Consider the following 21,162-nt stretch of genomic DNA (forward strand, 5'->3'; position numbering starts at 1 on the left):
GTCGGCTACAATGGCGGCGAGTATAGCGGATACTAGTTACCTATGACAGTACAGCAAGGACAAATATTACAGTATTACCAAGCGCAAATAGCCAAAGGTGATTTGCAAGAAGACCGTGCCCAGCGCACAGCGATTAATGCTCTTGATAATCTAGCCACAGAACTGGCTGCGCCAAGACATTGGTGGCAAAGCGCAAAGCCAATAAAAGGGGTCTATTTATATGGCCCAGTAGGACGTGGTAAATCCATGTTGATGGACGTGTTTTTCAAGTTGGTCAATATTGAAGCTAAGCAGCGTTTGCACTTTCATCATTTTATGAAGCAAGTGCATGAGCGCCTAACCCAGCTGCAAGGGCAAAAAAATCCTCTAAAGGTGATTGCTAAAGAGTGGGCAGAGCACATTCGCTTGATTTGTTTCGATGAGTTTTTTGTCTCTGATATTGGTGATGCTATGATCTTGGGTGGTTTATTCAAAGCCCTGTTTGAGCAGCAAGTCGTGTTAGTCGCGACCTCAAACTGCCAACCTGAGCAGTTATATCGCAACGGTTTACAGCGAGCACGATTTTTACCCACTATCGATTTATTAAATGAGCATTGCCATATTTTCAGTGTTGAAGGCGACACAGATCATCGCTTTCGCTTTGGTAAACAAACCGAACATTATTTTATTAATAACAAAGATGCCCTAACAGAGCGCTTTTTAAAACAAGAGCAAGTAATACAAAGGCAATCAATGATAGAGATTTGCCATCGCCATCTTAGCTGTGTAATGCAAGCTCAAGACGCCATTATGTTTGATTTTATGACGCTTTGCTCAGGACCCAGAAGCACGGCGGATTATATTTATTTGGCAGAGCAGTTTCAGCGAGTTTATTTAGTCAATGTGCCAGTAATGGGGCGCGGGGCAACGGGCAAACAAATTGTGCATGGCATTGAAGATAGCTATCAGCGAGAAAAGCAAGACTTACAAGAACACTTCTTAGATGATGAAGCACGGCGCTTTATTGCTTTAGTTGATGAGTTTTATGATCGTAGTCGATTACTGGTGATCTCAGCACAGGCGGGTATTAGCGATTTATATCAAGGGCAAAAACTGGCATTTGAATATGCGCGAACTGAATCTCGATTAGTTGAGATGCAAAGCTGGAAAAGATAAAAGGCGCAATAAAAATGCGCCTTTGATTTCAGCCTAGCTGGGGATCTTCATATGAAACGGTTAAAAGCTATATTGAGCACCCACATACACGTAGCGACCTGCACCACCGCCGTATGCGCTATAGTAGTTACCACGGCCATATGGATAAAAATCACCTTTATTATCGAACACGTTATTCACACCACCGAATACGCGCAGTTGGCTCTGTTTACCAAGTGATAGAGTGTAAGACGCTGAAAGGCTGTGTTTTAAGAACGAACCATAATCTTGGTAGGCAAGTTTTTCTGGGTTACTGATACAGGTATCTTCACCAGCCTCACAGCGGGCATCGTTTTCAGTAAGATACTCATTGTAATCTTCTTCAAGACTCTGGCTTGCTTTAAACGAGCCTAGGTAATTTGTACGCCAACGAATACGCAAGTTATCGTTACGCCATGTAAGTGACATTGATGCTTTATCTTTGCTGCTGCCGTAACCTGCGTAATGGCTAGTCACTAAGCTGCCATCAAGGCCTTCATAGGTTTGCGAGTTTTCAATTACATGGTTGTAATCTAGTTTAAACGACAACTGACCTAGGTTATCTAAGTCGAGTTTGTACTGTGCAACCACATCGTAACCACGTGCAGTTAGCTCATCGAGGTTATATTGACGCTGTAGAATTTTGATAATGTTACCTTCGCTATTACGGGTAATGTCATTACAAAATACGTTGTCTTCACCCCATGCAGCTTCTGAGTTGTAGCACTCACGCATGATGTTTTCATTACTGATCTGCGAAATCGCATCAACAATGGCAATATCGTAGTAATCAACGGCAAGATTAAAGTTTTCTATAAAGGCAGGAGCCACTGTCACACCAAATGTATAAGTATCAGCGGTTTCTTCTTTTAGATTTTCGTTACCTGCCCCTGGAGAATAGCTGTTGTTCTCATCGCTGAATTCAAAGTTTGGATCAGCAGCAAGTTGTGTTGCTAAAGTTGGCTCTTTACGGCAGTTATCGTGACCTGGTTTAGTTGATGTTGCTGTTAAACCGTCACAAATATCATCATAGCTGTCGTAATCGCCACGTGCTGGTGACATAAGTTCAGTGATCGTTGGTGCACGTTGAGCGCGAGCGAAGTTTGCTCTAAATGCATAGCCTTCGATTGGTTCCCAAAATACACCTAGCTTGTAGCTGGCAACGGTGTTGACGTTTTCCATGCTGTAGTTAGCTAAACGTAATGAAGTTTCTGCACTTAAATTTTTTGCTAAAGGAGCATCTTTTAACAGCGGGATCGCAAGTTCTGCAAAAGCTTCATAGACTTCAACTTCGCCATAAAAATTTGGTACATAGTTGAAGGTAATACCACCAGCTTTCATGTCGTCGCTGGTTGATAGGTCTTGGCTATCTTTACGATATTCGCCACCAAATACAGCGGATACAGAGCCTGCTGGTAATTCAAATAAATCACCCGCTACGTAGCCGACCACGCCATATTGTTTTATTTCGGTATCAATAATAGGGTTGGTGCGGATCCAAGCGGCCATCTCTTCGGTGATAGAGCCTTCACCAAATAAGTTAATTGGCACACAGCCTTCAGCGCGAGCTGCTTCATCAATACATTGAATGGTGCCATCTGCTAACTGTTCAGCTTGCAAGGCTTGATTAAGTTTTACGGTATTTAATTCATTGCTGCGGATTTGGTGCTGGGTAAAACGACCATAACTTGCTGATAGATCCCAGTCCCACTCGTCGTTAAATAACGTGCCTTGAAGACCTGCCCAACTACGAATAGTTTTACGGGTATTATCTGTGCTGATATTACCGACTTCGCTAAAGCGGCGATCCCAATAAATGCGATCTTTATATGGGTTGGCATCGAGAATTTCTTGCGGCACATATGGGTTGTCGATTGGAATATAACCCGGTGCCACATCTGCAAGTGGCTCGCCCGTGGTAGGGTCGTAACGCGGTACATAGGCACCTTCGTATTCATCTTCAGGCGACTTATTGTTAAATGAGCCACTTTCACTGTATTGAACTTGCGCGTAGAACATCACATCGTCAGTTAAGTCATAATCAATTTTAACTGCAGCAGATACGTTATCGCTCGGAACATCAAGCATCACGTATTGATTTGAGTTAATACCATAAATTTCTTCATTGCCTTTCCAATCATCACGTAAGGTTTGACCGTCATACCAAAACTGTGTGTCGTTGCGGCTGTGTTCTAAGAACACACCGCCCGGAATGCCGTCGCTCTTGCTTACCCAGTCAGCTTGCGTGATGTCGCGCATACATTGATCGCCATCTGCTGTTTGCATTACATTACACATGCGATCTGGATCGTAATCGTAACTATCTTCAATTTGTGCGCGTTTACGATCGTAAAAAGTCATACCGAAATCACGGTCCCAGTTGGCACTGAAATAGGCGTAACCGCGATCTTCAGCAAATGAGGTACCGTAGTTTAAATCAAGGGTAAATTCTTTACCGCCGCCATCGGTGGTTTCACCTGTGTTCGCTTTAAAATCAAAGCCTTCTTTTTTTGATTGGGTGATAATATTCACCACACCCGCTACAGCATCGGCACCATAGGTTGCAGATGCACCGCCACTGATTATTTCAACACGCTCAACCATGCCGCTCGGAATGGTATTTAAGCTTACATAGTTGCCGCTGTAGCTATTTGAAACAACACGGCGACCATCAATCAGTGTTAGTGTACGATTAGCACCTAAATCTCGTAGTTGTACTGTAGATAACCCTGTTGCTGAAACACTTGATTGGCTGGTGGTGTTACCTATGCTCTCACTCAGTGCAGGCATGTTATCAACAAGAATATCTGATAAGTTGGTTAAACCTGTATCGGCAATGGCTTCACGGTCCATTGTGACCAACGGTGTTGGAATTGAAAAACTATCGCGTTTAATACGTGAACCTGTTACAACAATTTTTTCAGGTTCTTCAGTTTGTGCATTAGCTGCTGGAGTGGTGTTGGCAGGGCGGGCAATCTCAGCCTCATTGGCAAATGCATGCTGGCTAAAACCACTGGCAACAGCAAGTGCAATAGCACAAGGTTTGGTTAGTAGATTTCTCACAGGCGTTCCTAGTTGTTTTATTTTTAGTTTTTAGAACCAGAGTGATGCTCTTTTTAAGGGCAGTTAAAATTTACAGTGAGCAACACTCTGGTTGGTCGGTATTGACGTAAAAATTTTTATAGGAATGTGAACTTAACTACAATCTTAGGTGGCTCGTTTATGTCTCTATTTTACATCTATTGAATATCTATTTATTTAAAATCAGTGGCTTAAGAAGTGGCCATTGTTAACTGTTTTGCAACGTTAAAGCTGGTGAAAGAACCACTTTTACGATAAATTGATAGGGCTTTATACTGCTGTACTTCTAAAATGGGGTTTTATTTAGAGTAAATGGAAACATCTAATCGCGTTTATCAGCTGGGCTCATGTATTGTTAACCCACTCGAAAATAAACTGATCTGCAATGGTAGTGAACAACTTTTGCAGCCTAAGTTTATTGAGTTGTTAGCCTGCTTAGTGGCGCGTTACCCCGAACCAATCACGCGTGAAGAGCTCATCAATCATGTATGGGAAGGCAATTTTTATGTCGGTGAAAAAGCCTTAACGAATGCTATTTGGCATTTACGAAAAGCATTTAAAGAGCTCGACCCAGAACAAACTTACATAGAGACATTACGAAAAACTGGCTATCGCGTTTTGTTAAAGCCTCAGCCAATAGATACAGCTGATAAAGATAAACCTGGTCCCTTAAGTATCACTGCTGCGCAGATTCGCCAGCTGTTCGTAGCTTTATGTGTAATTAGCCTAGCAGTGATGTATTGGCTGTTTTCTTCGCCTTCAGAACAAACAAATTCAAGCTTTGTGCTACCGCTCAATAGCATCGAAAGTGTTACGGCAAGCCCTGGTCGTGAGATTTACCCTTCAATTTCAGATGATCAGCATTATTTAGTGTATTCGTGGCGTCAGCTTGGTAAACCAAATAACCTATATTTACGCGATTTACATTTTCCTGAGCATCCTGCTAAGCAATTAACAGACTCACCCTATACTGAAGGCCGCTCTGTGTTTAGCCCAGATGCAAACACGTTGTACTATTACCGAATGGCGTCAGATGTCTGTGAAATTGTAAAGCTGTCTTTGGTTAATGCTACCAGTGTTGTATTAGGGGAGTGCAGTAATAAATATGCCCCAGATCTTGATATCAGTAGTGATGGTAAAACCTTGGCTTACATTGCTGATCACACCAGTAAGTCAGGTGATTATGTAACTCGTATTAAGCTGCTCGATTTACAGGCAAAACAAACAAGTGAAACGGTTATTCCTTGCAATAATGACTGCGAAACTGTGTATGAGTCGGTATCGTTTTCGCCAAGTGCTCAGCGAGTTGTGGTTACTCGTACTGTTAAAAACAACCAAAAAGCGCTGTTTTTAATTGATGTAAAGACAGGGCAAAGCCAACGCTTAACTCATGACTTTGTTGATATTCATGGTGTGGATTGGCATCCATCTAAAGAGCAATTGGCGTTTAGCGCAGTTGAAGGCGGCAAACGTTATGGCTATTTTTACGATATTAATGATCAAACCCTAATTAACACGCAAATCGCTGGTATGAGCTCGCCTAATTACAGTAGCGATGGCAGTGTTTATTATCATCAATGGGATTTAGATAAAGTGATCACGCGTTTGAAAATAGACGAGCAAGTAGCCAGCTCACCGTTTTCTATGCTGTCGACCAACTTTAGTTCGCTATTTCCTGAATATAATCAGCAGCAAGATAAACTGCTGTATGTGTCGAATGAATCGGGCAGTTCGCAGCTTTGGATTGTAAACCCCGATAGCAGCTCGCGAAAGCAGCTTACTGACTTTGCACATAATACTGGGGAAATTCGTGATCCAACTTGGTCAGCCGATGGACGCTATATTTTGTTTTCATTGTACGATAATGGCAGCACCCGCTTGTATTTTTATGATTTCAAAGTAGAGCAAAGCCAACAAATCAAGCTGCCATTTAGTCATGCTGTTAAACCCAAGTTTAGCGCTGATAGCCAGCATATTTTAGTCTCTGATGGCGACTACCTATACCGTTATGACTTAACAGGAAGAAGCCTAGGTAAAGCCGTTGATGTACCAGCGCAGTTCGGCGTTGAAACACAAGCGGGTGATATTTTATTTACTAATTCACGCCATGCTATTTGGATTAAACACCATGAGACGGGTGTTGAAGAAATGCTTGTGAATGATATTAAATTGGCGCGCAATTATGCATGGTTGCTGGTGGCAAAAAACGCTTACCATGATGGGCGTATTTATTATTATAAAGAGCGCTTAGGTGATTACCGCATAAGCTACTATGACTTAGCGAGTAAGCAGCACCATGATTTAATTGCTTTACCTGAGCGAGCTTATAGCCGCTCATCGGGTCTGACCTACATACCCAATGAGCGTTGGTTGGTTTACACCGCATACCTATCGCCAGAGACAGAAATCAAGCGCTTACCTGCAGCCTATTTACCTAAGTGAGTTAACACTTACGATAGATATCAGCATCCATATCGTAAATATTAACGCTTAAACTATACGAGCGGCGGCAGTATGTTTTTAAGCAACTTAGCAATTGCTCACTGAGCATTTGCTTTTGCTCTATGGTTCTGCCTGCCATGATTGATGCGCCGATGTGAATAAAGCCATCTTTGCCTTCACCTAATTCGTAATGCTGATAAGCAATTGCACGAGTCTTTATGGTCGAAAGCTCAAATAAGCCAGAGTCAAAAACGGCTTGGTGAACTTTTTCAACTAACACTTGTGGCAGAATTGGCAAGTCTTCTGAGTGTTCTATAACAATGTGCGGCATAGGGTTTTCCTTAAAAGCGGTAACTAAAACCGATGTTTGTCTGAAATTGGTTTAACACATCACCATCAAAGTGCCATAGACATTGATTGTCTTCTGATGTTGGCAATGTGCACGATACATTGCTTGCATTATTTACAATAGTTGCCAGCCAGCGAGTTTCAACATAAACCCGAGCTTGTTCAGTAAATAAATAATCAGCGCCAGCATAAAGGCCCGAGGTAAAAAATGTATCAGAATCGGCAAAGTCAGTGCTGACGTAGTTTGCGCCAATTTGGGCGCCAACAAAACCAACCACACGGTCAGCCAATGGCACTTCTACGGCACTTTGAAATAGCAGATATTGCATCTCGATTTGCTTGTTGGTTTGGTCTTTCATATCAAGTTCGGTTGCTGAATAAAAGAACCCGTAACGAGCATTATCAATGGTTCTATCAAGACTGACAGTAAAATGGCTGTCATCCTCAAGCTCAATTTTAAGGTTTTCTTCGGTTTGCACCGAGTTAGTAAAGTTTTTGCCAAAACCAGCGCTAATAGAGTAGCCAGCATGAGCTGTACTACTTAAGAACATGAAACACAGTAAACCAAACGATTTTTTCATTGTTTAGATGCTCGTTGTTGAAGATATTTTGAGATAGTATTGAAACATAGCAAGCAAATCGTTGTAAACGGACAACTATCGCTTTTTAATAAGGAACACTAGGATGAAGTTACTAAAATTAGCTGCTTTGACTGCGCCACTAGTTTTGTTGAGCGGTTGCTCGGATGATGCTGCTTCGGTAAGTTTAGGGTTATTCACTACCAAAGATATTAAAGTGGTATCACAACAAGATCCGCTGATCAGCGGTGTTACTTGCCACATAAGCCATATTGAAGCGAACCTTGATTTTGCTGATCCATCCGATATGTCTATTGCCTGTCGTCAAACAGGCCCCATTACAGCTGACCAATTGCAACAAATTGACCGCAGTAAATCGGGCGAAGTGGTATTTAAATCATCGAAAAGTATTTTGTTTAAATCGTTAAAAGTACGTCGTATTTATGATGCACCTACACGCACTCTTTTGTATTTGTCTTATTCAACCAAAGAGTCAAGTGGCAGCCATCATCACGCTTTATCTACCGTGCCCCTTTACAACACGGATGCATGGCAATGGGCACAAACACAAGAGTAATTTATGTTAGCGTTATTTAAATCAGCCCCGTTAATTGATGAGCAAGAGCAGCAATGGTTAATTGATACCTTTTTATGGGCGGTTGAGCATTTTGATAGTGATTATTTTTTAAAGCATACCCAAGTTATTTTACCCAACGGACAATTTTTTCCAGATAGGGTGTCGAGCGTCAGTGAAATGGCTGAAAAGGTATTTAGTCGAGTTGTTGATTATGCGGGTATGAAGGCGTGGCCAATTAACTTAGTTGCGCCATCAGGGCTGACTCCACAGGTGTTTCCGCACTTTGAATTCCAAGACAATTTACGCGGTAGCGAGGCAAGTTTAATCGTACCGGCAAATCACCCGGTGAATATCTCGTTTAACCCAAACCAAATAAATCAACCACAAGATTTAGTCGCAAGTTTTGCAGGAACCTTAGCCACTATTTTGATTCACCATGTGGGTGTATTACCTCCTGGCGGTAAAGAGTACTTACCACAAGCAAGTGATGCGTTAGCATGCTATTTAGGTTTTGGGGTAATGATGAGCAATACGGTATATCAATTTAAAGGTGGCTGTGGCTGCGGTTATAACCCCTATGCCAATCGCCAAGCGGCGCTGACTGAACCACAGACCCTGTTTATGCATGCGCTGGTTACGCACTTTAAAGGGGACAGTCAGTCGAAAAAGTTTTTAAAGCCCCATTTACGCAGCCAATATAAAAAAGCGCAAAAGCAAATTAACGCTTTGATTAGTAATAGTGCAAATCCTTTGCTGTTGGCTCTAGATGAGCAAGCCGTAGGATAATTTTTCGTGCAGTATTTAGATGAGTTTTTATTGATTGCTATTGCTCATTTTTTTGCAGTGGCAAGTCCAGGCCCTGACTTTGCGATCGTACTAAAACAAAGTATTCAACAAGGTCGTAAAAATGCGCTCTGGACAAGTGCCGGTGTGGGTGCGGCTATTCTGTTACATATTGCTTATTGTGTATTAGGTGTGGCGTTAATATTATCGCAGTCACCAAGCTTATTTATGGCTTTAAAATACGTTGCGGGGGCCTATCTGGCTTACTTAGGTGTACAAGCCTTACGCAGTGCAAAACCCAACGATAGTAAGCAGCAAACTCTTGCACCTGCTGAGCCTGAATCTGTGTATAAAGCATTTCGACGCGGCTTTTTTACTAATGCCCTTAATCCCAAAGCAACGCTGTTTTTTATGTCGCTGTTTACTCTTGTGATTAGTCCTGAAACACCAGTTTTAGTGCAAGCTGGATATGGTGTATATATGGCAATGGCAACTTGGTTGTGGTTTTCATTTTTATCATTGGTGTTATCAAAAACATCGGTGAGAGCATTTTTCTTAAAAAGCGGATATTGGTTTGATAGAGGCATTGGGGTGATCTTAATTGCCTTAGCTATTCGCGTTGTTGTGTGAGGTGAGTATGGCGCTGTATAACTTTTCATTTGGTTCAAATATGTCATCGAGTCGATTGCTGGCAAGGCTACCTGGAGCAAAACGGGTGGGCACAGCCATTTTAAAGGGTTATGAGCTGACTTTTGATATGGTGAGTACCGATGGTTCTGCAAAATGCAGCGTGCGTAAAACAGCGCAAGCAGATACCTTGGTATATGGCGTTGTTTATCAGCTTAACGAAGCGGAAAAGTCGATTCTTGATGATATCGAAGGGCCACGTTATGACTGTGTAGATATCACCGTTGAGCTAATTGATGGCGAGCAACTCGCTGCGCATTGTTATATTGCTAACACCCTTGATGAGTCTTTACTTCCATTCGACTGGTATCTTCAGCATGTTCATCGCGGAGCGCTTGAAGCAGGTGTACCAAATCATTACAGTGAAGCAATACTCGCAAGACAAAGTTGCGATGATCCAGATAAAACCCGAGCAGCGAAAGAGTTCGCTATTCACAACAATAAAAATCACCAAGGGATATTATGAAACTCCGTAAATTAGCCGTTGCAGCGGCATTGTTATCAAGCTGTTCGTTTTACAGCTATGCTGATATTGATACTAAGAAAATCGAAAAAGTGATCGAAACGTCGATGGCACGTTTTGATGTACCGGGTATGGCTGTGGCGATTGTTGAAAATGATAAAGTCGTGTTAGCAAAAGGTTTTGGTGTATCTCACCTTGATACCGGTAAAAAAGTAAATAAAGACACATTATTCGGTATAGCCTCAAACACCAAAGCATTTACCGCAGCAGCGTTAGCTAAATTGATTGATGAAGGCAAGCTAAGCTGGGATGACAAAGTCATTGATCATCTACCTGAGTTTCGCTTGTATGACCCTTATGTTACGCGCGAAATGACCATTCGCGATTTATTAAGCCACCGTAGCGGTTTGGGTTTAGGGCAAGGTGATTTAATGATTTGGCCAGATACCGACAAATCGATTGATGAGATCATCGCAGGCCTAAAATATTTGAAACCGGCAAGTAGTTTTCGCAGTAAATACGCGTATAACAACCTAATGTTTGTGACAGCAGGTGAGGTGGTTGCGCGTGTCTCTGGCATGAGCTGGAATGATTATATTGAGAAAAATATTCTTGAGCCTCTCGATATGAAAAACTCGCGAGCTGGTTTTTCACGTATCCCTAGTAGTAATAAAAACTGGGCTACGGGTCATATCCCAATGGATGGGCAACTACATCCATTTTTTGTTAACTACCTTGAAGACTTCCGTGGTGCAGGTGCGATTGCATCAAGCGTGAGTGATATGAGCCAATGGCTACGCACGCAGCTTGCACATGGCAAAATGCCAAATGGCGATCAGTTATTCACTGAAAAGCAGCAGCAACAAATGTGGCATCCACATATTACGTCAATGGCCTCAAAAAGAGCTTATGAAGCTTACCATCAGCAATTTAGAGGCTATGGTTTAGGCTGGAGTATTGAAGACTTCCACGGCATTAAAAAGTTAGGCCATGGTGGTGGTATCTTAGGTATGGTGTCTCAAGTGACATTATTACCAGAGAAAAACCTCGGTATTGTGATTCTTAGTAACCAGCAAGCATTTAGTGCGTTATCTGCAGTAACTTATGAAGTGTTAGAAGATGCATTAGATCTTGAAGATAAAGACTGGGTTGAAGATCTTGCGAAAAAGCATTTTGAAGGTAAAAAAGAAGCTTACGCAAATGCAAAACCAGATACACCGGCCGATTATCAACCGAAACTACCAAACATCAACTACACAGGTACACTGCATGATAACTGGTATGGTGATGTGGTCATCGAAGAGTTAAATGGTCAGCTACGTATTGATTTTACTCATACAAAGCGCTTAAAAGGTCAACTTGAGCATTACACTGGCAATACCTTTATTGTTAAGTGGGATGAAAAGTTACTTGAAGCGGATGCTTACATAGAGTTTCAAATGAGCCCAGAAAACAGAGTGAGTGGTGCGAAAATGCGCGCTGTATCAACGGCGGTCACTGACTTTAGTTTTGACTTTAGAAATTTAGATTTACGCGCTAAAAAGTAAACCAAAGTCGCAAAGCCACCATTCGGTGGCTTTGTTATACTGGGGGAAAATAATCCAAGGAGCGTATTATGAGAACGGCAGTTATCTCACATCCATTTTGTCGTAAACATAAAATGATTGAGGATCACCCAGAATGTCCCGCGCGTTTAGATGTGATCACCGACCGTTTGCTAGCAAGCGGTGTTGATATTGCAATTACTCATTTACAAGCTCCAAAAGCTACCCGCGACGATTTTTTACGTGCTCATGATGAGTCTTTGGTCAGCCATGTAGAACAAACAATTCCTAATGACGGGCTTGCTGAATTAGACGGCGATACCTGGCTGTGTCCAGACTCAATGAAAGCGATTGAGCGTGCCGTTGGCGCCGGGTTATTAGCCGTTGATGAGATCCTTGCTGATAAGCTAGATGCAGCTTTTTGCTCGGTTAGACCGCCGGGCCATCATGCAAACCGCAGCTCCTCTGCAGGGTTTTGCGTTTTTAATAATCTAGCCATTGCCGTGAAATATGCGCAAAGCAAAGGTGTAAAACGCATCGCTATTCTAGACTTCGATGTTCACCATGGAAACGGCACTCAAGATATCTTTATAGATGATGATAATGTGTTGTTTTGCTCTTTGTTTCAACACCCATTTTATCCTAATACTGCGGTTGAAAATAACGCGACTTTAGTGAACTCACCGCTGCCAATTGCCAGTGATGGTAATGACTTGAAAGCTGTGTACCTTGAGCAATGGCTGCCAAAACTCAATGAATTTAAGCCTGAACTATTGTTTATTAGTGCTGGGTTTGATGCTCACCTTGAAGATGACATGGCAAGCCTGAAGTTTGTTGAAGATGATTACGCATGGCTCACTACACAACTAGCTGAGTTTTGCCAACAGCAAGATTGTAAAGGGATTGTCTCTTACCTCGAAGGAGGTTATGCCTTATCAGCCCTTGGTCGAAGTGCTGTGGCGCATATTAAAGCGCTGGTGGATGCACCTTAATCTGCCAGCATAGCAAAGGCTTGCGATGGTGTAAGCCGAGAAACCTTACTTAAACAGCACACTCCTTCTTGTGCTAGATGCTCAGTCACTTTAGTCGCAAGCTCAGCGTCAGTGAAGGCTTTAACGCTCTCACCCTGCAAATTAACATACTGCCCTGTAGCTAAAAGCATAATAACTGCGAGTTGCTGCTCCTCACTCAAACCATAAACAAAGCTTTCAATATCGGCTTCATCTTCTACTAATGCTAATTCATTAGCTGAAAAAATAATCTTAGGAAATGATGAGTGCATTTATTGTCCTGTGTCAAAGTTGCCAATATTGAAATGATTATAATTGTCAATTCATGCAAGAACTAGGAAAGTCGACTTATGAATCAACCAAGACGACATCAAAAGGTCAGTGATGTCTTTTCGCATAAATTGGTATCATGTCCTGCGCATACGCCTTTGGTCGATGCGGTAAGGTTGATGCATGTTCACAATGTAACGGCTATTTTTATCCAACATGAACAGTCCGTGGTTGGGATTTGGACTGAAGCTGATTGTTTGAAAATTGATATCAGCAGCCCAGCTTACAAGAATCTTGCCATTCATGAGGTGATGTCAGCACCTGTTATTACGGTGCCTAACCAATGTTCAGTCAGTGATGCAACGCTGCGTTTTCAACAACATGGTATTCGCCATTTATTAGTAATGGATAGTGAGAACCAACCTGCTGGTATGCTGAACCTTTCTGATATCGTTCATAACCAAGGTCTGGACCACTACCTACAGTTTAGGCCTATTCATGAGCAATACCGCACCGACCTTGAGGTCGTTGATGCGCAGACACCGATTGAAGAGGTTGTGCAGCTGATGCGAACTGGCAGGCTTGATAGTGTGCTGGTTTATAACCGAGAGCTTGAAGTACACGGTATTATTACTCAGCGCGACATTGTTGAATTGATAATCCAAACTGAGTGGCTAAATCCCTGTTGGCAGTATGCCAGTTATCCGTTAATTGAAATTGATTGTGAAAGTAGTTTATTTGATGCTTATCGCACTATGACAGAGCATAATGTTCGCCATTTGGTGGTCAAAGATGATGAGATCTGTGGGGTGATTTCATTTGCTGATTTGATCACAGAGATTGAATCGGCTTATTGTTGCGAGCTTGAGCGTGCTATTGAGCAGCGTGATCTTGCTTTGCAAAAGTCACAACGTAACCTATTTCTTGCAAATAAAATTATTGATGCCTCACTTGATGGCATCATGTTAACTCGCAAAGACGGCACCATTATTCAAGTTAACCCAGCTTTTACTGAGCTGACAGGTTTTGCTGAACATGAAGTAATAGGTAAGCGGCCAAATATTCTAAGTTCAACAAAACATAGTCGTTCTTTTTATCAAAAAATGTGGCATGCCATTGAATATGAAGGGGTGTGGCAAGGGGAGATCTGTAATTGTAAGAAAGGCGGCGAAGAGTTTGTTGAGTGGCTAACCATCATTCAAATTAAAGACCCTAACTTTGATGAGGTGCTGTATGCAGCTATTTTTAGCGATATTACTGAGCGTAAACGTGCTGAAGAAAAAATTGCCCAGCTTGCCTATTACGATGAATTGACCGGCCTGCCAAATCGGCGCTTATTTCATGACAGGCTCTCCATTGCACTAAGCACCGCCAAGCGTAACCATGATCTTTTAGCTGTAATGTTTATCGACTTAGATCGCTTTAAAGAGGTCAACGACAGCTTAGGACATGACGCAGGTGATAATTTGCTTGAACAAGTTGCTGAACGAATTTTATCAATCTTACCTGAAGGGGATACCTTAGCACGCTTAGGTGGTGATGAATTTGTTTTACTATGCGAAGTAAATCGTGTTGAAACGTTATTAAACTTTGCAGAACAAGTATTACAGCAAGTGAGTATGCCGCTTGCTATTAACGAGCATGTAGTTGCAATTACAGCCTCTATTGGCGCAGCAGTTTATCCAGATGATGGCGTAGATAGCGCCACATTACTTAAGCATGCTGATATTGCTATGTACCGCGCCAAAGAAGTCGGTCGTAATTCATTTCAATTATTTAAACCAGCTATGAATGCGCGCTCTTTAGAACGTCTGGCAATGATGAGCCGTTTGCAAAATGCCATTGAATGTGACGAATTTGAGCTTTATTTCCAACCGAAGCAAGAGTTAAACTCGGGTAAAATTTTAGGTGTTGAAGCGCTTTTGCGTTGGCATGAGCCGAATCTTGGCGTGATCTCACCGGCTAAATTTATCCCCCTTGCTGAAGAGCTTGGTCTAATTGTAAAACTCGATTTATGGGTAATCGAGCAGGCTTGTAAAGAGTTAGAAAAGTGGCAGCAACAAGGGATTGAAGCAGGGCGCTTAGCAATTAATATATCGGCGAATCACTTACGTCAGGGGCAATTAGCATCGAATGTTGAGCGTTTACTTGAGCGTTATGATGTTGACCCACACAAGCTTGAAGTTGAGCTGACGGAAAGCTGTTTTATAAGCCACTTTAGTGAGGCCAAGCAAGAGTTGTTGGCGCTGAAAAAACTAGGTGTGCATATTACTTTGGATGACTTTGGTACGGGGTATTCGGCTTTAAGTTATTTAACAAAACTGCCTATTGATACGTTAAAAATAGATGCCAGCTTTATAGCAAAAGTACCTGATGAGTATGGTAATAGTGAAATAGTAACGGCGATTATTAGTCTTGCGAAAAGTTTAAGTATTCATGTTGTCGCCGAAGGGGTTGAGAAGGTAGAGCAGTTAAATTACTTACGTTCACTTAACTGCGATATCATTCAAGGCTATTATTTTTGCCGTCCCGTAGCGAAGCAGCAATGGTATGACTTTTACCTTAATACAGAAAAAAGCGATTAATTAAGGCTTATCTCATAAGAAGTAAACTTACGAATATTAATTACGCCAGTATCAAAAATTAGGTACTGGCCTTTAATGCCTTTTAAAATCCCCGATACTTCTGGTGCTTTATCAAAATTGAAAGAGCTGATTTTGCTTGGGTATTCACTCACAGGGTAGTCTAGCTCAACCACATCTTCATCGAGCTTTTCAATTGCCGTTGAGCCAAACAGTTCAGCAAGTTCACTCAGCTTAGCATCAATTTGTGGGATCAGCTCACTGGCAGCGGCTTTTAAATCAATTGCTTCAGATTGGCCTTTTAGCATGTTTCGCCAATTGGTTTTATCAGCAATAAACTTGGCTAAGGCAACCTCAACTAAACCAGATTGAAGGCGGGTTTGTACTTTGAAGATAGGTAAAGCTTGCGTCGCACCTTGGTCAATCCAGCGTGTAGGAATTTGAGTATGGCGTGTAATACCTACTTTTAGGCCTGAGGTGTTTGCTAAATACACGTAATGCGGGATCATGCAGTTTTCTTCACCCCACTGCGGCTCACGACAGGTACCTTTATCAAAGTGGCACGTTTCAGGCTTCATGATACACATGTCACAACTAGCCAGTTTGCGCATACACACGAAACAGTGGCCTTGAGAGTAGCTTTTCTTGGTTTTTTTACCGCAGTTACAGCAAAAAATATTGCCAGTAAAAGTGAGTGTTAGCGGTTTACCAATATAGTCATTTAACGAAACTAGCTCATCACCAATAGGTAATTGATATTCGACAGGAGAGGTGAGTGTCGACTTTAATTTTCTGATCGTACCTTGCATCTTTACATGGCCCCTAAAGATGTTAAAAAGAGCAGTGTAACACGCCCTATTTAAATTGTGAGGCAATAAAGCTTAGATACTCATTAATCGGCAGTGCTTTGCTGTAATAATAGCCTTGGCCTTGATCAGCACCCATTTTGATCAGCATTTTCTCTGTAGCTTGGTTTTCAACACCTTCGATGGTGATATTCATATCAAGGTTATGGGCCATATCAATGGCGGTTTTTACAACCACTTGATTAGTTGTGTTATCCACTAAATCCAGAATAAAGCACTTATCTACTTTTATAGTGCTAAATGAATAATTCACCAAGTAGTTCAACGAAGAGTAGCCAGTACCAAAGTCATCGAGTACTACCTTACTCCCGAGTTTATTGAGCTCGCTGATAAAGCTGACCATTTCATCATGGTTTTTAATAAGCGCAAACTCGGTTAATTCAAACTTTAACTGATCCGCGGTAATACCATGTTTTAAGATAGTGTTTTCGACTTTTTCGACGAGTTTAGGGATAGCGAGATTTTTCGCACTTAAATTAACGCTAATGGTATGCTCGCGGTAACCTTGTCGATTAAGCTGTGCAGCAGCAAGGCAAGCCTGATCAATTACCCATAAGCTTAGTTCATTGATTAAACCTGTTCGTTCAGCCAATAAAATCAGTTGCTCAATATCGAGATACTTACCAGCTGTAGGCCAGCGTAATAGCGCCTCAGCACCACAGATAGCGCCGCTGTGTAAATTGATAATTGGCTGTAAGTAAATGGCTAAGGTATTGCTTCGTATTGCTTGCTGTAATTCTGCAGCAAGGCTGACATCCATATCAATATGTGGTGCGTTAAAGTCAATATTTTGTTGTTTTTGTGATAAACCCAAGTAGCCACGCTGCAGCCAAATATCAAAGCCATCATCACTAACCGGCTCGGTAATGCTAAAGCGATAGTAAAGCTGTAGGTCTAAGCCTGCCACTTTATATTGTTTAGGGAGCTGTTTACAAAGGTTGTTAAGCTCTTGATAAAGCTCTACTTGAGATTGAATTTTGGTAGAAATAAAGGCGAGTATACCATTCCCTAAATCAGCTACTTTTGGGCTATTATCTAAAGCCGACTCTAAATTAATAAATTGTCTCTTTTTATTGATTTGATGCTCTAGGGATTGAGCAACTGTGATAATTATTTGGCTACTCTGACTTGGCTTAAGGATGCTCATTAGGGCATTAAATTGCTCTATTTTCACTAAACAAAGATTAGCGAGCCTGTGCTCTGAAGTGATCGCCATATAGGCTTGTTTGAGCATAGCTTGATTGAGTAACTCTGTTTGTTGAGTATGAGTTGCATGATACAGCGCTTTTTCACGTTGATACCGGACTCGATCAGCCAGCGCCATTGCCATGAGCACAATTTCACACAGAATAGCGACTAAAAAAATATGTCTAACTGCAAAGCTATACTGAATAAATCCAGTAAGCTCTAAAGGTTGAATTGCAGCGCCTACTATCAGTGGCACCCAAGACATTACATAAAACTTTGCCCATCTAAAGCCACTCACTAACTTTTTGTATATCATGCAAATACATAAAATATAAAGCGGTACCATGATGGCAAAAAAGATTTTTGAAGAATGATATTCCAGCATGAAAAAACTGATCAGGCTGAGACTGAAGAGCAGGGCTAAAAAGCTAATACTGAGTTTATAAAGGCGGCAATTGTCTTTATGGTAGCGTAAGAACATAGTGCAAAATGCTACAGTGAAAAAGGCTATTGCATAGTTACTGAAGACCACTTGCTCATTAAAAAACATTTGCCATGACAAAGGCCATAGATAAAAACCAAAACCAAGCACTGAGCCCATAAGTAGCAATGCTGAGATTATATAACCTATGTAAATAAGGTAGACACGGTCACGAATCCCTAAAAATAATACCAAGTTATAGAGGGCTGCCATTATCAGCACGCCAATAAAGATCCCCCAAATACCCGACTGTGAACGAAGTAAATCTTGGAACTCTTTTTCACCATAAATATTGATAGGTGTCTTACTAATACCAACAGTATCTATCTTAATAATGAGGGTTGTTTGCTCGTTGCCCTGCATTGTTAAAATGCTGTGCGGTGTGCTGTATTGGAACAAACTGAGCCCAGCTACTTTATCTCCTAGCTCGGTTGTATCTATAAGCAGCCCCTTATCATCAACATGATAGACAGTGAGGTAATCAACCATTGGGTTGTCAAAGTGAATAGACAGCTCTACTGGCTTTGTTTGACGGTTTTCTAAATCAAGCTTTAGCCAATAATCTTGCTCGGCTAAATCCCACTCAATATCTTTAAAAGGGCGTTGCTTTAGCTTTTCTGGTTCTGCTAAAAACTGCTCCAGAGTTAGTGATTTACTGTAGTCGATTCGATACGCCGTTTTACTGTAAATAGGCGCCGTTTTGTCAATGGTATAGCGGGTAGGGCTGGCTAAATGAGCCGCTAGGGTGGCAATGATAAAAAACAAAATTGTTAAAATAAGAAATGAAACAAAGTTATATTTCAGTGCTTTATTATTCAAAATTAGTTCTTTATCTAGGTAAATATTCTTATTAGTGTAGCATTAAAAAAGCGCAGATAAACTGCGCTTTATTAGAATTAGACTGGTTTGACCTTAATTCTGTTCGCGAGCAATTGCACGGTAAGCGATATCTGTACGATATTCCATGCCTTCCCAGCTGATTTCATCAACTAGTTTATAAGCACGTTGTTGCGCTTCAGTAACTGTGTTGCCAAGCGCTGTAGCACAAAGCACACGACCGCCAGCCGTAACAACATTTTCGCCGTCTTGCTTAGTGCCTGCGTGGAATACTTTTTCACCTTCAGGATAAGTAACTTGTAAGCCGTTGATAGTGTCACCTTTCGGGTAGCTATCTGGGTAGCCTTTTGCTGCTAGTACAATACCTACAGCTGCGCGCGGATCGAACTCGATATCGGTTTTATCAAGTTCTTCACGGTTAGCCGCTTCGATAAGCTCAACAAGGTCAGACTTAAGACGAAGCATCATAGGTTGTGTTTCTGGATCGCCAAAACGACAGTTGTATTCAATCACTTTTGGAGTGCCATCAGCGGTGATCATTAAACCAGCGTATAAGAAGCCAGTGTAAGGGTGGCCTTCTTTTGCCATGCCTTCAACTGTCGGGTTGATCACTTCATTCATAATGCGCTGGTGAATTTCATCTGTAACCACTGGTGCAGGTGAGTATGCACCCATGCCGCCAGTGTTTGGACCTTGGTCACCATTGTAAGCACGTTTGTGGTCTTGGCTAGTTGCAAATGGCAACACGTTTTTGCCATCAACCATCACGATGAAAGATGCTTCTTCGCCTTCTAAGAACTCTTCGATAACCACACGGCTACCAGCTTCACCAAAGCTGTTGCCTGCAAGCATATCGCGAATAGCTTCTTCAGCTTCAAGTTCAGTCATCGCAACGATAACGCCTTTACCCGCTGCTAAGCCATCAGCTTTAACAACAATTGGCGCACCTTTTTCTTTTAGGTATGCAAGCGCAGGTTCGATTTGTTCAAATGTTTGATAATCCGCTGTTGGAATGTCGTGACGTGCTAAGAAGTCTTTAGTGAACGACTTAGAGCCTTCTAATTGTGCAGCACCTGCTGTTGGGCCGAAGATAGCCAAACCGTTTTCACGGAATGTATCAACCACACCTAAAACAAGAGGTACTTCAGGGCCAACAATGGTTAACTCAACGTTGTTTTCTTTAGCAAAAGTAACTAAACCTGCTAAGTCTTCAACATTAATAGCAACGTTTTCAAGTTTTGGCTCAAGTGCAGTACCTGCGTTACCAGGAGCGACGAAAACGGTGTTTACTTTAGTATTTTGTGCAGCCTTAAACGCAAGAGCGTGTTCGCGGCCGCCACTGCCGATGACAAGTACATTCATGGCGTATAATCCTATTTATAGCGGTTTTTTAAACTTCAGCGTCATACGGTCACTTTCACCAATCGCTTTATATTTAGCAGCGTCTTTTTCGTCAAGTGCTAAACGTGGTGGTAGTGTCCATACCCCTTTAGGGTGATCAGCTGTATCAAGAGGGTTTGCATTAATGTCACTGCTTGCCACTAGTTCAAAGCCAGCTTGCTTTGCAATTTCAATTACATAGCTTTGCTTCATATAACCTGATGATTTCTGATCTTCATCGCTGCGAGACTCAGGTAGGCGGTGTTCAACCACACCTAAAGTGCCGCCTGGTTTAAGTGCTTTATAAAATGCTTTAAATGCACTTAACGCGCCTTCTTTATCTTTACCCATGTACCAGTTGTGGACATTTCTGAATGTTAAGACAAGATCAGCGCTATCCGCTGGTGCAATATCAAGATGTGTCACTGGCGCAAATTCAGTCAGTTTAACTTCACTGAAGCGCGCGTCATCGCTCATCTTTTTCTTGAAACCAGCTAATGAACGTTGGTAATAACCCACTTCAGAATCTGCTGGGAAATGTGCCGCGTAGTAAACACCATGACCTTTTACGGCTGGTGCAAGGATTTCGCTATACCATCCACCGCCTGGAGCAATTTCAACAACTGTCATGTTTGGCTTAAAGCCAAAGAACTCAAGTGTTTCAACTGGATGGCGATATTTATCACGTGCGCTATTTTTAGCATCACGTTCGCTTGATTGCACAGCATTTGTAAGCGCTGATTCATGGGCGTGGCTTAGTGCCTGTGCTGATGTTAGCGCAAGGCTGGCAACGAGTAACGATTTTACGGCAAATTTCATCATCTGTTCCTTCATTATATGGGTAATTATTATTATTAATCAGAATACGTGAA

At 41.9% G+C, this 21,162-nt stretch carries 17 protein-coding genes; 9 read left to right on the forward strand and 8 right to left on the reverse strand.

All coding sequences use genetic code 11. From position 1 onward, the window contains the following. Positions 1–42: 42 nt before the first annotated feature. Positions 43–1,155, forward strand: coding sequence for a cell division protein ZapE (gene zapE, locus J3455_RS07895; protein ID WP_167659178.1), 1,113 nt, complete (start codon positions 43–45; stop codon positions 1,153–1,155). A gap of 60 nt (positions 1,156–1,215) precedes the next feature. On the opposite strand, the gene J3455_RS07900 is transcribed toward zapE, so the two are convergent. After that, positions 1,216–4,236: a TonB-dependent receptor domain-containing protein gene (locus J3455_RS07900; protein ID WP_349561493.1), complete on the reverse strand. Its 3,021-nt coding sequence runs from the start codon at positions 4,234–4,236 to the stop codon at positions 1,216–1,218. A gap of 330 nt (positions 4,237–4,566) precedes the next feature. On the opposite strand from J3455_RS07900, the gene J3455_RS07905 reads away from it, so the two are divergent. Beyond that, on the forward strand, positions 4,567–6,696 hold the full coding sequence (locus tag J3455_RS07905) for a winged helix-turn-helix domain-containing protein (RefSeq protein ID WP_349561494.1): 2,130 nt from the start codon (positions 4,567–4,569) through the stop codon (positions 6,694–6,696). A gap of 1 nt (position 6,697) precedes the next feature. On the opposite strand, the gene J3455_RS07910 is transcribed toward J3455_RS07905, so the two are convergent. Both J3455_RS07910 and J3455_RS07915 read right to left on the reverse strand, forming a co-directional pair. Beyond that, positions 6,698–7,027, reverse strand: a complete 330-nt coding sequence (locus tag J3455_RS07910) for a 5-carboxymethyl-2-hydroxymuconate Delta-isomerase (RefSeq protein ID WP_130050598.1) — start codon at positions 7,025–7,027, stop codon at positions 6,698–6,700. 10 nt (positions 7,028–7,037) lie between these two features. Then, positions 7,038–7,625: an outer membrane beta-barrel protein gene (locus tag J3455_RS07915; protein ID WP_349561495.1), complete on the reverse strand. Its 588-nt coding sequence runs from the start codon at positions 7,623–7,625 to the stop codon at positions 7,038–7,040. A gap of 103 nt (positions 7,626–7,728) precedes the next feature. Between J3455_RS07915 and J3455_RS07920 the strand changes: the two genes are divergently transcribed. The 6 genes from J3455_RS07920 (at position 7,729) to J3455_RS07945 (ending at position 12,668) form a co-directional block, all read left to right on the forward strand. Further along, entirely contained in the window at positions 7,729–8,199 is a 471-nt protein-coding gene (locus J3455_RS07920; RefSeq protein WP_349561496.1) for a CreA family protein, read from the forward strand. Positions 8,200–8,202: 3 nt separating this feature from the next. Then, entirely contained in the window at positions 8,203–8,985 is a 783-nt protein-coding gene (locus J3455_RS07925; protein ID WP_239976835.1) for a hypothetical protein, read from the forward strand. 6 nt (positions 8,986–8,991) lie between these two features. After that, positions 8,992–9,612 (forward strand): LysE family translocator, encoded by a 621-nt coding sequence (locus tag J3455_RS07930; protein WP_130050602.1) that lies wholly within the window; start codon positions 8,992–8,994, stop codon positions 9,610–9,612. Positions 9,613–9,619: 7 nt separating this feature from the next. After that, complete coding sequence (locus J3455_RS07935; RefSeq protein WP_167659184.1) at positions 9,620–10,135, forward strand: gamma-glutamylcyclotransferase family protein; 516 nt, start codon at positions 9,620–9,622, stop codon at positions 10,133–10,135. After that, complete coding sequence (locus J3455_RS07940; protein WP_130050604.1) at positions 10,132–11,679, forward strand: serine hydrolase; 1,548 nt, start codon at positions 10,132–10,134, stop codon at positions 11,677–11,679. Before J3455_RS07935 ends, J3455_RS07940 begins: the two co-directional genes overlap by 4 nt. A 68-nt stretch (positions 11,680–11,747) precedes the next feature. Next, positions 11,748–12,668, forward strand: coding sequence for a histone deacetylase family protein (locus J3455_RS07945; protein ID WP_130050605.1), 921 nt, complete (start codon positions 11,748–11,750; stop codon positions 12,666–12,668). Here the strand turns inward: J3455_RS07945 and J3455_RS07950 are convergent. Next, on the reverse strand, positions 12,665–12,958 hold the full coding sequence (locus J3455_RS07950; protein ID WP_130050606.1) for a DUF4144 family protein: 294 nt from the start codon (positions 12,956–12,958) through the stop codon (positions 12,665–12,667). The genes J3455_RS07945 and J3455_RS07950 overlap by 4 nt on opposite strands. Before the next feature lie 78 nt (positions 12,959–13,036). On the opposite strand from J3455_RS07950, the gene J3455_RS07955 reads away from it, so the two are divergent. Continuing rightward, entirely contained in the window at positions 13,037–15,541 is a 2,505-nt protein-coding gene (locus J3455_RS07955; RefSeq protein ID WP_130050607.1) for an EAL domain-containing protein, read from the forward strand. On the opposite strand, the gene J3455_RS07960 is transcribed toward J3455_RS07955, so the two are convergent. The 4 genes from J3455_RS07960 to J3455_RS07975 all read right to left on the reverse strand — a co-directional run bounded on the left by J3455_RS07960 (position 15,538) and on the right by J3455_RS07975 (position 21,109). After that, entirely contained in the window at positions 15,538–16,347 is an 810-nt protein-coding gene (locus J3455_RS07960; protein ID WP_130050608.1) for a DUF2797 domain-containing protein, read from the reverse strand. The two genes, J3455_RS07955 and J3455_RS07960, sit on opposite strands and share 4 nt — an antisense overlap. Positions 16,348–16,393: 46 nt before the next feature. Continuing rightward, the gene (locus tag J3455_RS07965; RefSeq protein ID WP_130050609.1) at positions 16,394–18,892 is read right to left on the reverse strand and encodes an EAL domain-containing protein; all 2,499 of its coding nucleotides are present in this window, start codon (positions 18,890–18,892) and stop codon (positions 16,394–16,396) included. 93 nt (positions 18,893–18,985) lie between these two features. Beyond that, entirely contained in the window at positions 18,986–20,272 is a 1,287-nt protein-coding gene (purD, locus tag J3455_RS07970) for a phosphoribosylamine--glycine ligase (protein WP_130050610.1), read from the reverse strand. A gap of 15 nt (positions 20,273–20,287) precedes the next feature. After that, entirely contained in the window at positions 20,288–21,109 is an 822-nt protein-coding gene (locus J3455_RS07975) for a class I SAM-dependent methyltransferase (RefSeq protein ID WP_130052247.1), read from the reverse strand. Between the last annotated feature and the right edge of the window lie 53 nt (positions 21,110–21,162).

Origin of the sequence: Pseudoalteromonas sp. NFXS39 (assembly GCF_040148775.1) — a bacterium.
Lineage (GTDB): Bacteria > Pseudomonadota > Gammaproteobacteria > Enterobacterales > Alteromonadaceae > Pseudoalteromonas > Pseudoalteromonas apostichopi.

What these genes read in the sequence shown, in the direction of transcription:
- J3455_RS07975 (WP_130052247.1), bottom strand. Translation starts at nt 21,109, where the DNA reads ATGAAATTTGCCGTAAAATCGTTACTCGTTGCCAGCCTTGCGCTAACA.
- J3455_RS07940 (WP_130050604.1), top strand. Translation starts at nt 10,132, where the DNA reads ATGAAACTCCGTAAATTAGCCGTTGCAGCGGCATTGTTATCAAGCTGT.
- J3455_RS07945 (WP_130050605.1), top strand. Translation starts at nt 11,748, where the DNA reads ATGAGAACGGCAGTTATCTCACATCCATTTTGTCGTAAACATAAAATG.
- zapE (WP_167659178.1), top strand. Translation starts at nt 43, where the DNA reads ATGACAGTACAGCAAGGACAAATATTACAGTATTACCAAGCGCAAATA.
- purD (WP_130050610.1), bottom strand. Translation starts at nt 20,272, where the DNA reads ATGAATGTACTTGTCATCGGCAGTGGCGGCCGCGAACACGCTCTTGCG.
- J3455_RS07905 (WP_349561494.1), top strand. Translation starts at nt 4,567, where the DNA reads ATGGAAACATCTAATCGCGTTTATCAGCTGGGCTCATGTATTGTTAAC.
- J3455_RS07935 (WP_167659184.1), top strand. Translation starts at nt 9,620, where the DNA reads ATGGCGCTGTATAACTTTTCATTTGGTTCAAATATGTCATCGAGTCGA.
- J3455_RS07950 (WP_130050606.1), bottom strand. Translation starts at nt 12,958, where the DNA reads ATGCACTCATCATTTCCTAAGATTATTTTTTCAGCTAATGAATTAGCA.
- J3455_RS07955 (WP_130050607.1), top strand. Translation starts at nt 13,037, where the DNA reads ATGAATCAACCAAGACGACATCAAAAGGTCAGTGATGTCTTTTCGCAT.
- J3455_RS07920 (WP_349561496.1), top strand. Translation starts at nt 7,729, where the DNA reads ATGAAGTTACTAAAATTAGCTGCTTTGACTGCGCCACTAGTTTTGTTG.
- J3455_RS07960 (WP_130050608.1), bottom strand. Translation starts at nt 16,347, where the DNA reads ATGCAAGGTACGATCAGAAAATTAAAGTCGACACTCACCTCTCCTGTC.
- J3455_RS07910 (WP_130050598.1), bottom strand. Translation starts at nt 7,027, where the DNA reads ATGCCGCACATTGTTATAGAACACTCAGAAGACTTGCCAATTCTGCCA.
- J3455_RS07915 (WP_349561495.1), bottom strand. Translation starts at nt 7,625, where the DNA reads ATGAAAAAATCGTTTGGTTTACTGTGTTTCATGTTCTTAAGTAGTACA.
- J3455_RS07925 (WP_239976835.1), top strand. Translation starts at nt 8,203, where the DNA reads ATGTTAGCGTTATTTAAATCAGCCCCGTTAATTGATGAGCAAGAGCAG.